Origin of the sequence: Planotetraspora kaengkrachanensis, from assembly GCF_016862895.1 — a bacterium.
GTDB lineage: Bacteria > Actinomycetota > Actinomycetes > Streptosporangiales > Streptosporangiaceae > Planotetraspora > Planotetraspora kaengkrachanensis.
Genome location: NZ_BONV01000040.1, coordinates 104,956 through 117,556, shown reverse-complemented (window position 1 = coordinate 117,556; position 12,601 = coordinate 104,956). Strand labels below are relative to the sequence as shown.

Genomic DNA, 12,601 nt, shown 5'->3' with positions numbered 1-12,601 from the left:
TCTAGGTCATGGGCGTGTGGCTAGAGGCATCTATGAGCGTTGGGAAGACCGCAGAGGGCTCAGAGATCGCACAGGCTCCTGTGAGACGAAGCAGTTGCCGAATCCATGCCTCAAGGCCTGACTGGTCCGGCGGGGGGAGATATGAGGACGGCATTGCACCTCCTTACCGATCTTCCGGGTGGGGAGATGAGCTGAGACCTCCGAGGGTACTACGCAAAGTAGCGATCGAATACACATGGTTACGACACGAGGTGTCGCCATGCCGGAACTTCTATTCATCACACTGCTTCCGACATTGAGTCGCCTGATCAGACTGGGCCTCCTGAGCACCTACCACAGCGATCTTCGACGGGGTCAGACGGCGTGGTTCCTGAACACCATGGCCGCGACCATGCCCCGGAGGGGTGAAGGACAGGTCGTTGGCGTGCGAACCCAGCATCAACTTTGTCGAGCGGGCATAGCTCGTGGAGGTCGTCCCACCAGCGACGCGCCGTTGTCCCACATCCGGTAACCGTCCGGAATGCCTCTGGCGACATAGCGCCACTGAAGGCCATCGCTCCGGTGTGATCAACTGCATGCGTGGGTTTGGCCTCTGCTGGTCGGGTAAGCCGTTCGGATCCCGCCCTCCGCATCCTGCAGATGGCGGGATGTTCAGCGGCCCCGGTCAGGGTGCTGGCGCCTCCGCGCCGGGGTCGCGCCTGGTGTGCGCCAACCAATCTTTGCTGGTCAGCGCCGCCGGGGAGGAGGCCAAAATGCAGCCCTTCTCTGTGTCCACTTGGCTTCGGGCGCCGTGGACTGTGATCAAGGTGTGCGGGGAATTGGACTTGGTCACAGAAGATACGTTCCGGATGGTCGTTGATTCGGCTCTTGCTGTAACGCCGCGCAGGCTGATGTTCGACTTAAGTGATCTCACGTTCATCGACAGCCGGGGCCTCGGGGTTCTGTTCGAGGCGTACCACAGCATGGAGCCGGATGATCGGATGGTGATGGTCGGCGTCCGCCCGCGTATTCAGGAGCTTTTCATCGTGCTCGGCCTCGCAGGGCATATCTCGATCTACCCCACCCTGGACGACGCTCTCAAGGCTGAGCTGACGGAGTAGTTCCGACTGATGACGCGTTGCCATTACGCCGCCTCGGCGCACAGACGGCCCCCGGTTGGAGCGGCTGCCGCGAACAACCCCTAAGTTCCTCGCTCACGCGGCGACAGGTGGGAAGACGCACAAGACGTGATGGCCGGCGCGCCACTGTCGGACGGACGATGTTCCGTACTGCGCGCAGCGTCGGCAATCACCGCATATAGAGGCAGGGAGTGACCGCTACTCAGCCAGCCTGGGGGAAGGAACTCACCGCGCTGGTCGTGCTGCCTTTGGCCTCACGTAAGTAGTCACGGTCTCTTGTGGACTGTCCGTGTCTCCGGCCAGAAGCTCGATCAGGCGCAGCATGTGGCGTGGCATGTTGGTGAGTAGGACCGAGCCGTCACGACAGAGTCCGGTCAGCACGCGCAGGCCTGCGAGGTCGATGAAATCGAGCTTGGCGGTGTCGATGACGAGGGTGTCTTCACCTCGTCTGACTTGTGTCAGTGTCTTGGCGAGCGCCTGGGCGTTGCTGGCGTCGAGCTCGCCGATCAACTGGATGAGCGTGGTGCGCAGTCCCAGATTGCAGGTGATGCGGAGGTGCTGATCGAGGTACAAGACGGCCTCGACTGGGTCGCCGGCCCTATGACCGTCTGGTGTGACGCCTTTGCGGATCGCGGTCATGGATCTACCCCCTGACCTTCCGAGGTGACGCGCTGGCCGACCTCAGCGCGCCTACTGGACCCTAACACCTGAAGGGCCTTATACGAAAGTCTCTTCATGTATTCCTCTTCAGGTAAGGATGATCAGGTATCGTTAGACGGTCCACATGTGCCCGGCTGATGCCGAAAAGGTGGGAAGCGGTCATGACGAGTCCGGATGCCCGTTCGTCCTCGTGGACCTTCCTGACTCATCACGCCCGGGTCTTGTTGGAGATCGCTCGCGATCCGGAAGCGCGACTTCGAGACATCGCGAATGCCATCGGCATCACTGAGCGTGCGGTGCAAAACATCGTGAACGACCTGCGTGAAGCGGACTACCTGACGTGCTTCAAGGTGGGGCGCCGCAATCACTACAAGATCAACCCTGACCGGGGCTTCCGCTATCCGACCGAGGCGGACAAACCCATTGGCGTTCTATTGACCATGTTCACCAAGCACGATCTTTCATCCACGAACACCCCCTGACAGCCGGCGCTCAGCCAGACGCGTCCATGCCGGTGGCGTACCTCTCCAACGGCCCACTCTGCGGCCGGGGTCTCTGCGATGAGACCGGTCACCGGCTGCCGCATGCGGTGGGGCCGGTCGATGCGCGTCGGCGAGCGCGACCGCGGTGTTGATGACGGAGACATGGGTGTATGCCTTCGGAGCCGTTAGCCCTTCTGGCTCAGGAGCCGTCGCCTCCGGCCGCTTGGACGAGATCGTTGCCGCCGACGATGAAGCGCACCTTGACCTCTTTGGAGTGCGTCGTGCCTTCGATCGCGCCGGCGACTCCGCGTACCTCCAGTGGCCCAGTGCCGCCGTTGATGACGATGTCGGCGCCGAACACCTTGATGAAGACGCCTATGTCCTCCGGCACGTCGAGGACCAGGTCGATGCGGCTCTTTTGGAGGAAGTAGCGCAGGGCGGATGACGAGGTGATGTGCAGGATGTCGCCCTGGACGCCGGCCTGGGCGCCCAGCGTTGCGACATCACCGTGTGCCGTGACGGTCACCATGTCGGTATCGAGGGCATTGATTCTGATGTTGCCGCCCACGATGCGGATCTCGACCCGTTTGATCTGGCCGGGCTGGGGTGAGCGGAATACTTCCACCCTGCTGTCGGACGCCACCGTGGTCTCCTCGTGAAGGGATGACGGGGATGCGTGCTCGTGATGGTTCCATGATGATCCACGTAAGCGCATATGTCCTGATCCGAAAGTATCCAGCTCTTACCGTTGCATCCCATAGCCAAGGGAACCGTCCCGTTGGGCATCCGCCGGAGATCACCCCGTAGATACTCCTGATGGCTCCCGGGGTGGCTCCCACAAATGGGCTTGCCTGTGTCGCTTGAGCTCCCCACGCTTCTATGGTGATCCGCCGGGAGGCCACGCCCACGAAACCCAGCGCGGACACGGGAGCAAAGCGATGCCGCGGTGGCACGCATGCAGGCCGTGTTCGATCAGCGAGGTTTTGGATGGTGGGCGCTGGAAGAACGGGAGACCCGCGAGTTCGTCGGACGCGTCGGCTTGGACGAAGTGGGCGAGGACATGCCGTTCGAAGGGGTGGATATCGGTTGGCGATTGGTGCGTTCGGCGTGGGGTCACGGTTACGCCACTGAGGCTGCCCTGGCCTGCTTGGCTTTCGGCTTCGAGGTACTCGGGCTGCCGGCACCGGTTGCCTCGACGACCGTCGACAACCTTCGTTCCCAGGCAGTGATGCGCCGGATCGGTATGACCCGCGACCCCGCCGACGACTTCGAGGATCCGAGCGTGCCCGAAGGGCCGCTTCGCCAGTGTGTGCTGTACCGGACCCTCGCAGAGATCCCCGTGGTCCACACCACGCGGCGGGACACCGCCTGAGATGCTCCAACCTGCGACCATCTGACCCCCACGGCAACCCGCGGCTGCTGCGGCAAGGACTCGACATCGCCGGCTCCGGCGAACGTGCCGGCTTCCAAGGAGTGGCCGCGTCTGATCTCCCGGTCGACGGCCCCGCCCATCGAGTTCCGACTCACTCCCGAGATGCCGTCGACGTCGCCCGCCCCGGTATAGACCGGCTGCGGCGACAGCCGCCGTCGTTGCGAATCCGATACAAGGCGGTATAGACCAAATCTTTAACTTCTGTTTACCCTGACAGCCTGAGATCCCTACATAAGGGATCTATCCACCGCCCATGGCCGCCAACCGGTATAGACCAGCCACCCCCCGAAAGCAAGGCGGTAATCGAGATGAACAAGAAGATCGCCGGGACGGTCGGTCCCCTGGCCGCGTGAACTCCCCCACCACCACATCAGGAAGCTGCACCGACGCTGCAGCGCCCAACGGGTCGCCGGACATGTCCAACTGATGCCCGGACGCGGCCCGTGCTGGAGGTATGCGGTACCCCGATTTGAGGAGTGACGTGAAGATCTCGTTCCTTGCCGCGAGCCGCGACCGAACAGCTGCCGGGCCGTCTGCCGTACCTGCACACCTTGCCGGGGCACGGCGAATTCCTACGTCCGCGACTCCAAATGCGGCATGGTCCACGCTCCATGTCTCGTCAAAGGCTCAGGCAAGTGCCCCACAGTCCCAGCGGCAAGTCGCGCCCGTTCAGTCCCTTGGCCGGGTGACTGCCAGTGGTATCGAATCACTCGATCCCAGAAGGGAACGCTATGAAGGAATCGACTCTCCGAAAACTGAGGATCCCCAGGTTCGCAACGGCCGCACTCGTCGCGATGCTGACCGCTGGCACGGTTTTCGCAGGGGCGCCGTCGGCCCTCGCCACAGATCATGCGAAGGTCGGTGAAACGGTACCGGCACCGTCGAGTCCCATGGTGGGCGGCTACCTATTGCAGGGTACGCCCAACTTCAGCAACATCCAGATGGACCTGGTCACCCATTTCTACTGGGCGTTTTCCACGATCAGCAACGGAAAATGCACCACCGCGAGTCAGGCCGGAATCAACTCCGTCCTTGCGCAGCGCCAGAAAACGCCGAACCTCAAGGTCATCCGCTCCATCGGTGGTTGGGGAGCCGCGGGCTTCTCCGACGCGGCCTCGACCGACGCCAAGCGGAAGGCCTTTGTCGCCTCGTGCATCTCGGCCTTTGTGGACAACGGGGCGGTCGACGGATTCGACATCGACTGGGAGTTCCCGGTCAGTGGGGGCCTGAACTACATCGGCTACAGCCCGGATGACCGCGAGAATGTCAACCTCCTGGTCAACGAGTTCCGCACCCAACTGAACGCCTACGCCGACGCCCACGGCAAGAGCCACCGTGACTTCCTGATCACCGCGGCTCTGCCGGCCGGCCGGTGGCAGGATTCCGGCGACAATGTGCACGGCGCGCCGTACGACGTACTGAAGAGCTTCGACCTGGCGACGCTCGGCCGGACGCTCGACACCATCAACCTGATGACCTACGACATGGGCACGGGGTACTCGCCGATCTCCATGTTCAACCAGCCGCTCTACAACCACCCGCTGGACACCAGCGGCGACCGGTACAACAGCATCGATGCGGCGGTCAACCTCTACAGGTCGCAGGGCGTACCAGCGAACAAAATCACCCTCGGTGCCGAGTTCACCCTGAAGCGCGGGTTCCTGGTAACCGACGGCCAGAACAACGGCCTCTACCGGCCCTGGACGGCGACCGGCTGTGGCCAGTCGACGATGACCAACGCACTCAAGCCGGACTCCACGGTCCTGATCAACTGGGACCCGTACGTCTACTCGCCCTACCTCTGGGACCCCGCCGCATTGCGCCTGTGCAGCTTCGAAGACGCACAGTCGCTCGGCATCCGAGCGAAGTACGCGAAGGACCACCGTCTCAACGGCATGTTCACGTGGGAGCTGACCGGCGACGCGCAGAACAGTCAGCTGCGCGCCATCGCGCTGCCGTTCGAGCCGAAGAAGGTCATCGCGGCACCGGCACCGACCGTGCGGGGCGCCTTGATCAGGCCCGTGAAGGGTACGGCCTTCACCGGCGAGGTCGCGCGTGTGACCAAGAGTTCGGCGGCCTCGTTGACCGCCGAGATCAACTGGGGAGACAACACGCACAGCGCCGCGGTGGTTCGGGCGTTGGGTCACGGGACCTTCTCGATCACCGGTACCCACACCTATGCCGAACCCGGCGACTACACACTGACGGTCGCCACCGTTGACCCCGACCCCATCAACAGCCGGATGGTCAATGCGATCGCCTGCTCCGGTCCAGCAAACCATCACGCCAAAGGCCACCTGCTGCCCGCTCCGAATGAGAAATCCGCGCAATGGGCCGACCGACATCTGCGTTGTGCACCGCAACGGCGGGGACCAGATCGTGACCGGTAACCTGCGCCCCATCACGTCCATACGAACAGCGGTTGGAGCGTGACGGGAAGGTGACAGATTTCCTGGAACGGGAACAGCATCCCGCCCGCCCGCTGTGCTAATCCAATCCAGGGGCCAGTACCGGCAGTTCACCTGTGGTGGCGGACTCTCGCTCAGTGTGCCGTTCGACACCCCGGTCGGAACGGACACCGCGGTACTGTCCCTGACCTGATGGTCTAGGTTCGAGAGCCCCTCCGCCGGGGACGTGAACGGCCCGCCGGCCGCGCACGCCCCCGGCGTCGGACGCGGCGGGCCTTCCCGCCTGTGAAACTGTGGGGTTCGACTCTCGACCGTGTTTACGTGGCGGAGTTGTTTCCGGAAAAGCACTTGTCCCGTTCCGTGTACGTGCGGAGAGAGGCCGGCGGCGATGGGGTTGACAGGTTCACATTCACCCAATCAGACTAACTGAAACTTTGCAGTCAGCGGCTGTTCGGGGGGCGTCGCGTACTGCCGAAAACGGCCCGGAGAAAAGGACGCGTTTCTGTTTCCTGTTCTTCCGTGGCTGAGAAAGGTTTCAGTATGCCTTCAAGAGGCACGCCCCCCCTCATTGCCTCTCTCGCCAAAAAACGCGCTCTCACGCTGGCGTTGAGCGTCGTTTTTCTGGGAGGTCTCGGCATTCCGGCCGCCGGTGCCAGCGTCTCCGGTACCGCGGACACCCAGGCGGTCGTCCAGCAGCAGGTGGTGAGCCTGCCCAGCGGGCGGACCACATACCGGACGATCACGGACTACAACAACGAGATGCTGGCGCTGAGCACCCAGCACCCCGGCCTCGTGAAGCACATCACGCTGCCGCACAAGACCCGCCAGGGGCGGGAGGTGTACGGCATCGAGGTCACCCACGACGTCGACGCCGCCGACGGCAAGCCGGTCCTGTTCATGATGGGCGTCCACCACGGCAACGAGTGGCCCTCCGGTGAGCACACGCTGGAGTTCGCCTACGACCTGATCAACAACGACGGCAGGGACCCGCAGGTCACGCGCCTGCTCGACCAGGCGCGAGTCATCTTCGTCCCGGTCGTCAACGTCGACGGGTTCGTCATCAACCGGCGTACGAGCTGCGGCCTGTCCCCGACGTGCGCCAGCAGCGCCGGTGTGGACATCAACCGCAACTACCCCTTCGGCTGGGGCAGCAACGCCGGTTCCAACGCGACGAATCGCGGGCCGGGGCCCGGCTCCGAGCCCGAAGTGCAGAACATCATGGACCTGACCAAGAACAACCAGGTCACGGTCCTGATCACGAACCACACCTCCGGTCACACCGTGCTTCGCCCGCCGCTGGAGATCCGCGCGGGCGACACCCCCGACGAGGCCGTGTACGCCGCCCTGACCGACGCGATCACGGCCAAGAACGGCTACACGGGCATGAAGTCGGGCTTCGACTACGAGACGACCGGTGAGACCCCGGACTGGTCGTACTACGCGACCCGCGGTCTCGGGTTCACCTACGAAATCATGAAGACCCAGTCCACCAACAACACCTACTCCGAGGTGATCGAGGACTATACGGGCACCGGTCGCTACGAGGGCAAGTCAAACCGCGAGGCGTTCATGGTGGCACTGGAGTACGCGGCCGACCCGGCCGGGCACTCCGTGATCACAGGCAAGGCTCCGAAGGGCGCGGTCCTGAAGATCGCCAAGGACTTCGACCTGTGGACCGCACCGATCCAGCAGGCGAACAACGTCCTGGACCCGCCCCAGAAGGTCCCCACCCACCTGGAGTCGACGCTGATCGCCCCGACGAACGGCAAGTTCGCCTGGCACGTCAACCCGTCCGTACGGCCTGCCCCGGCGTACACCGCGACCGGCGTCGTCGCCACCGGGCCGGGCAACTTCATCAAGGAGAACTGGACGCTCACCTGCGCCCGTCCGACCGGTGAGGTCCTCGAGACCGTGCACGTCACCGTCGACCGGGGCGAGCAGGTCGACGTGAGACTGCAGGAGTGCAAGAAACGATTCAACGGCAACGGCCCGAAGAAGTGAACTTCTCATCCCACAGGTAGCGAGCCGGGCGGTCCCCACGGGGGCCGCCCGGCGGCGTTATACCGGTCACGCGCTTCGCGATTCATGAAGTAAGGCGGCCGAACCCGGCAGCGCCGGGGCGGTGAGTCATCACCGGCTCTGTCACTCCACGGAGAAGGGAAGTGTTCCAGGATGAGGCACGTCCCAGAAAGCGGCCGGTCGCTCGAGGTGCTGAACGCGTCCAGGATCGTCGCAAACCTGCGTGCGCTCTTCGACGGCCACCGGCTTTCGCCTTCACAACGCCGGATCGCGCGCTACCTCCTGGAGAACGCGCAGGAGGCCGTCTTCTTCACCAGCGCGGACCTCGCCGAGCGCGTCGGCGTCAGCCAGCCGTCGGTCACCCGCTTCGCCGCCGCGCTCGGGTTCGGCGGGTTCCCGGAGTTCCGGGACGCGCTGCGTACGTCGGTGTTCGGCGATCTGCGGCCGGTGGCGCCCGACGACCGTTTCAACGAGATCCAGGACCTGGTCAACTCCGAGATCCGCGACCTGGAGCGGCTGCGGGACAGCTTGGGCGACCCCAGCCGGCTTCGGCGCGTGGCCGGCCGGTTGGCCGCGTCGCGTCCGCTCGTGGTCGTGGGTCTGCGGATCTCCGCGCCGCTGGCGCACCTGTTCGGCTACCTCGCCGAGAAGGTGCTCCCGGACGTACGCGTACTGGACGTCCCGGGCTCGATCCTGGAGGACCGGCTGAGCAGGGCAGCCGAATCAGGAGCCGAATGGGTGCTCGCCATCGGCCTGCCGCGCTACCCGCGCGAACTGGCGCAGGGCCTCCTCTGGGCGCGGCGCTCCGGACTGAGGGTCGCCCTCGTCACGGACCAGCCGGTGAGCCCGCTCACCGACCTCGCGGACGAGGTACTGCTCGCCCCGGTCAGCTCGGCCTTCGCGTTCGACTCCCACGCCGGCCCCACGGTCCTGTGCACCGCGCTGCTGCACACCATGCTGGACACCCTCGCCCCCGACGGTCAGGCTCAGCTGGAGTCCTTCGACGACAGGGCGAGGGAGCGTCAGGTCTTCTTCTCCAGCTGACCGGTGAGGGCGTCGAGCAGGCCGGGGAACACCTCGTCGAATTCGACGCGGCGCGGCGGGTTCATCCGCGAGGTCCCGAGGTAGTGCTGCCGGCTCGAACTTCATTCAGGCGTGCGGGGCAGCCGCGGGCGACGTCAGCTCGTGCGCGCCGGGAGCGCGGGTCCCCCGATCTGCGCGCCGTCTGGGAAGTCCGTTGAGCGCGACAGCTCCTCCCAGGTGTTGAGGTCCTCTTCTACGGCGGCGCGTCCGGCCCGCACCAGACGCAGCGCGTCCGACCCCAGCACGAGATGGGCGGGCGGCCGAGGCAGGTCGAGGACGCGCAGTACCGCCGCGGCGGCCTTGGCAGGGTCGCCGAGCTGACGCCCGTCGGCCGACTGCCGGGCGGCGCGGATCGGTTCGAAGATCTCGTCGTAGTCGGGCAGTGATCGGGGTGCGCGGACCATGGAGCGGCCCGCCCAGTCGGTGCGGAAGGAGCCGGGCTCGATCGCGGTCACATGGATGCCGAAGCCGGCGACCTCCTTACCGACGGCCTCCAGGATCCCCTCCACGGCGTACTTGCTGCCGCAGTAGGCGGAGACACCGGGAAACGAGGCGAGCCCGCCCATCGAGCTGACGGCCAAGATATGACCGCGGCGCCGCGCGCGCATGTACGGCAGCACCGCCTGCACGGTGGCGGCGGTGCCGAAGACGTTGACATCGAACTGGGCTCGCAGGTCGGCGAGCGAGGTCTCCTCGAAGACGCCTTCGAGCCCGTAGCCGGCGTTGGCGATGAGCACATCGATCGCGCCCACGCCTTCTTCTACGTCACGCACTACCCGGACGACCGCGTCGTCGTCCGTGACATCGAGGAGGCGCGCGTGAGCGCGGCCCGGCGCGAGGGCCTCGAAGGCGGCGCGGTCCTCCGGGCGCCGTACGGTCCCGGCCACGGTGTGGCCGACCGCCAGTGCGCCCTGCGCGAAGGCGCGGCCGAGGCCGCTGCTGACACCTGTGATCAGGAATGTCTTGTGAGTCGGGTGGCTCATGATGCGATCGCTCCCGTGACGGATGGAAAGGGGCACCAGAGAGTCTACATGGTGCTGAATTTTTTCAACGTGACGTTGATTTCTGCCCCGGACGGGTAGGCTCGGCCGGGCACAGGTGACACGGCCCGCAGGTGGAGGAGACAGGAGCCATGGGCAGGCGGAGCGACGCACTACGCAAGGGCGACCTGCGCGAGCAAGCGCTCTTGGACGCGGCGGAGGAACTACTGACGCGCACCGGTTTTGAGCGGATGACCGTCGAGGACATCGCGAAGGGGGCCGGAATTTCGCGCGGCTCGCTCTACTTCTACTTCGGCTCGAAACATGACGTCCTCGCCGCCCTCGTGGCCCGCACGATGGTCGACATCGTCCAGGACGCGGCCCGCGCCGCAGAGGACACCGCGACCCCCCCGCCGCAAGCCATCGAGCGTGCCCTGGACCACACGGAACGTATGTGGCGTGAGCATGGCACGGTGATGCGCGCGGCCGTGGAGCAGGCGGCAGCCAACCCGGCTGTCGGGCGGTCCTGGGACGAGACGGTAGAGGCCTTCGCTGCCGCCATGCGAGAGGTGCTCGTGCGTGCCGGACTGCCCGACGGCGACGCCCCGACCGACGCCGGCGCCCTCGCCCGTACGCTGTGCTGGATGACGGAACGTAGTTACTACCGCGCCTGTGCCGAGGACGGCGACGCTCTCGACCGTACGACCCAGACTCTCCGAGAGGTCTGGCTCCGGGTGATTGCGGCCCAAGCGCACTGACGGATCAGACGTGGGGAACGGTACGCATGGCACCGGGACCGAGCGGCGCGCAGCCACGGACGGCGGCTCGCCAAAACCGTGATCATGGCGGCAGAGCCGGCACTCGATCAAGTGTGACTCAGTCGGCGGTCTCGGCGAGGAGGTCTCGGAGTAGCTCCTCACCCCGGGGCCATGGTCCGAAGCCGGACTCGGGGTTGACATGGCCGACATCGCCGAGGTTCACGAACCTTGCGCCCCACTGTTTGGCCAGTTGGCGGGACCAGTCGATCTTTGCCCAGGGGTCGGTGCTGCTGGCCGCCAGGACAGTCGGGAACGGCAACGGGTTCGCTGCGGGCGGCCCGAAGCCTGCGATCGGCGCGCCGTGCGATGCCGAGTAGTCGATATCGGGCGGCGCCACCAACAGCGCCGCACGGACCCGGGCGTCGTGTCGGTGAGCCCAATGGGCGACGGTGTGGCAGCCGAGGCTGTGTGCCACTAGCACGACCGATCCGGTGGCCCGCTGGATCGTGTGCCGGGGTCTACGGAGACGGCGGTGGGAGTGCCGTCTCATCGCGGTAGGTGAACGGAGCCTGCGAATCGGCCGCTGGGTTGGAGCCGGAGCCCACTGGCACTGGTAGATCCTTCACCCGCTATCTGCTGCTCGCCGCCAGCGCGGCCGGCCGGGGGAAGCGTGCGACGAACCGTGCTCCGGAGGGACCGTCTTCGATAGTGAGGGTGCCGCCATGGGCTTCGGCGATCTGCCGGGCGATAGGCAGGCCCAGGCCGCTGCCGCCGGCGTCCTTGGCACGCGCGTCTTGCAGGCGGGTGAAGCGCTGGAAAATGATCTCCCGATGCTCGGTCGGCACCCCGCTCCCGTCGTCGCAGACCTCCAGCACCGCCGCGTCGCCCCGGTTCTCGACAGTGACCGTGACGATAGAGCGGGCGTGGCGTTCGGCGTTGTCCAGGAGGTTGTGCAACAGCCGTTCCAAGCCGATCCGCTCGCCGTTGACCATCACGCCGCTGCTGAACCTCCTGACCACCCTGAGTGTGCTTCCCTGGTGGTCGCGCCGCCGGTGGTCGAGTTCGCCGTCCACCAGGACGGCGAGGTTGAGCAGGTCGTACTGACCGATGATGCCCGCGTCAAGTCGTGAGATGTTCAACAGGTTGGTCACTAAGTCCTGTAGCCGCTCGACGGACTCCAGCAGCCTGTCGCCGGTTTCCACCCAGTCGATCTCCTCCGGTTGCATGAGTGCGTCTTCGAGCTCGGTACGCATGGCTGCGAGAGGGTTGCGCAGGTCATGGGAGGCGTCCGAGGCGAACTTCAACTGCTGCTGAATCGCCGACTGGGCCCATTCCAACGTTTGGTTGGTGACCTGTGCAAGCTCCTTGAACTCGTCGTCATGGCGCGGCAGTGGAACCCGCTCGCTGAGATTGGAAGACCGGATCATGGCGAGTTTTCCGCTGATGGCACACACCGGCTGGAGGGTCTTGCTCATCATCCAGTACGTCCCGAGCGCGGTGGCCGCGATCAGCAGGAGTGAACCGCCGATGAGTCCGGCCAGGACGGCCACGCTTCCGTAGAGCGGAGGCTGGGGGGCGTCCATCAGCAGCAGCAGGGTGGCGGAAACGCAGATTAACGCCACGACGGCGCTCGCCACGGTGGTCACACGGGTTTTGATGGA

General features: G+C 65.4%; 11 protein-coding genes and 1 pseudogene. 7 read left to right on the top strand and 5 right to left on the bottom strand.

Annotated features, from left to right (window positions below; all coding sequences use genetic code 11):
* The first annotated feature begins 647 nt into the window (after window positions 1–647).
* Window positions 648–1,100, top strand: coding sequence for an STAS domain-containing protein (locus Pka01_RS32455; protein WP_203886771.1), 453 nt, complete (start codon window positions 648–650; stop codon window positions 1,098–1,100).
* Window positions 1,101–1,343: 243 nt separating this feature from the next.
* On the opposite strand, the gene Pka01_RS32450 is transcribed toward Pka01_RS32455, so the two are convergent.
* On the bottom strand, window positions 1,344–1,757 hold the full coding sequence (locus Pka01_RS32450; RefSeq protein ID WP_203886770.1) for an STAS domain-containing protein: 414 nt from the start codon (window positions 1,755–1,757) through the stop codon (window positions 1,344–1,346).
* Between the two features lie 182 nt (window positions 1,758–1,939).
* Here Pka01_RS32450 and Pka01_RS32445 point away from each other — a divergent pair, with 182 nt between their 5' ends.
* Window positions 1,940–2,260, top strand: a complete 321-nt coding sequence (locus Pka01_RS32445; RefSeq protein ID WP_203886769.1) for a helix-turn-helix transcriptional regulator — start codon at window positions 1,940–1,942, stop codon at window positions 2,258–2,260.
* A 199-nt stretch (window positions 2,261–2,459) separates the two neighbouring features.
* Here Pka01_RS32445 and Pka01_RS32440 read toward each other — a convergent pair whose 3' ends face one another.
* Window positions 2,460–2,903 (bottom strand): hypothetical protein, encoded by a 444-nt coding sequence (locus tag Pka01_RS32440; protein ID WP_203886768.1) that lies wholly within the window; start codon window positions 2,901–2,903, stop codon window positions 2,460–2,462.
* A 285-nt stretch (window positions 2,904–3,188) separates the two neighbouring features.
* Here Pka01_RS32440 and Pka01_RS32435 point away from each other — a divergent pair.
* The 4 genes and pseudogenes from Pka01_RS32435 to Pka01_RS32420 all read left to right on the top strand — a co-directional run.
* Window positions 3,189–3,632, top strand: a pseudogene (locus Pka01_RS32435) (GNAT family N-acetyltransferase); the annotation flags it as partial.
* A 791-nt stretch (window positions 3,633–4,423) separates the two neighbouring features.
* Complete coding sequence (locus Pka01_RS32430; RefSeq protein ID WP_203886766.1) at window positions 4,424–6,082, top strand: glycoside hydrolase family 18 protein; 1,659 nt, start codon at window positions 4,424–4,426, stop codon at window positions 6,080–6,082.
* 624 nt (window positions 6,083–6,706) lie between these two features.
* Window positions 6,707–8,101: a M14 family zinc carboxypeptidase gene (locus tag Pka01_RS32425; RefSeq protein ID WP_203886765.1), complete on the top strand. Its 1,395-nt coding sequence runs from the start codon at window positions 6,707–6,709 to the stop codon at window positions 8,099–8,101.
* A 171-nt stretch (window positions 8,102–8,272) separates the two neighbouring features.
* A complete protein-coding gene (locus Pka01_RS32420) occupies window positions 8,273–9,163 on the top strand; it encodes a MurR/RpiR family transcriptional regulator (RefSeq protein ID WP_203886764.1) in 891 nt (296 codons plus the stop codon).
* 134 nt (window positions 9,164–9,297) lie between these two features.
* Here Pka01_RS32420 and Pka01_RS32415 read toward each other — a convergent pair whose 3' ends face one another.
* Window positions 9,298–10,185 (bottom strand): oxidoreductase, encoded by an 888-nt coding sequence (locus Pka01_RS32415; RefSeq protein WP_203886763.1) that lies wholly within the window; start codon window positions 10,183–10,185, stop codon window positions 9,298–9,300.
* Window positions 10,186–10,334: 149 nt separating this feature from the next.
* Here Pka01_RS32415 and Pka01_RS32410 point away from each other — a divergent pair, with 149 nt between their 5' ends.
* Entirely contained in the window at window positions 10,335–10,940 is a 606-nt protein-coding gene (locus Pka01_RS32410; protein WP_203886762.1) for a TetR/AcrR family transcriptional regulator, read from the top strand.
* 118 nt (window positions 10,941–11,058) lie between these two features.
* Here Pka01_RS32410 and Pka01_RS32405 read toward each other — a convergent pair whose 3' ends face one another.
* Entirely contained in the window at window positions 11,059–11,490 is a 432-nt protein-coding gene (locus tag Pka01_RS32405) for an RBBP9/YdeN family alpha/beta hydrolase (RefSeq protein ID WP_203886761.1), read from the bottom strand.
* A gap of 79 nt (window positions 11,491–11,569) precedes the next feature.
* Complete coding sequence (locus Pka01_RS32400) at window positions 11,570–12,586, bottom strand: sensor histidine kinase (protein ID WP_203886760.1); 1,017 nt, start codon at window positions 12,584–12,586, stop codon at window positions 11,570–11,572.
* Window positions 12,587–12,601 lie beyond the last annotated feature (15 nt).

Excerpts from the sequence above, each read along its gene's own strand:
- Pka01_RS32455 (WP_203886771.1), top strand. The coding sequence starts at position 648 with ATGTTCAGCGGCCCCGGTCAGGGTGCTGGCGCCTCCGCGCCGGGGTCG.
- Pka01_RS32450 (WP_203886770.1), bottom strand. The coding sequence starts at position 1,757 with ATGACCGCGATCCGCAAAGGCGTCACACCAGACGGTCATAGGGCCGGC.
- Pka01_RS32445 (WP_203886769.1), top strand. The coding sequence starts at position 1,940 with ATGACGAGTCCGGATGCCCGTTCGTCCTCGTGGACCTTCCTGACTCAT.
- Pka01_RS32430 (WP_203886766.1), top strand. The coding sequence starts at position 4,424 with ATGAAGGAATCGACTCTCCGAAAACTGAGGATCCCCAGGTTCGCAACG.
- Pka01_RS32420 (WP_203886764.1), top strand. The coding sequence starts at position 8,273 with ATGAGGCACGTCCCAGAAAGCGGCCGGTCGCTCGAGGTGCTGAACGCG.
- Pka01_RS32415 (WP_203886763.1), bottom strand. The coding sequence starts at position 10,185 with ATGAGCCACCCGACTCACAAGACATTCCTGATCACAGGTGTCAGCAGC.
- Pka01_RS32410 (WP_203886762.1), top strand. The coding sequence starts at position 10,335 with ATGGGCAGGCGGAGCGACGCACTACGCAAGGGCGACCTGCGCGAGCAA.
- Pka01_RS32405 (WP_203886761.1), bottom strand. The coding sequence starts at position 11,490 with ATGAGACGGCACTCCCACCGCCGTCTCCGTAGACCCCGGCACACGATC.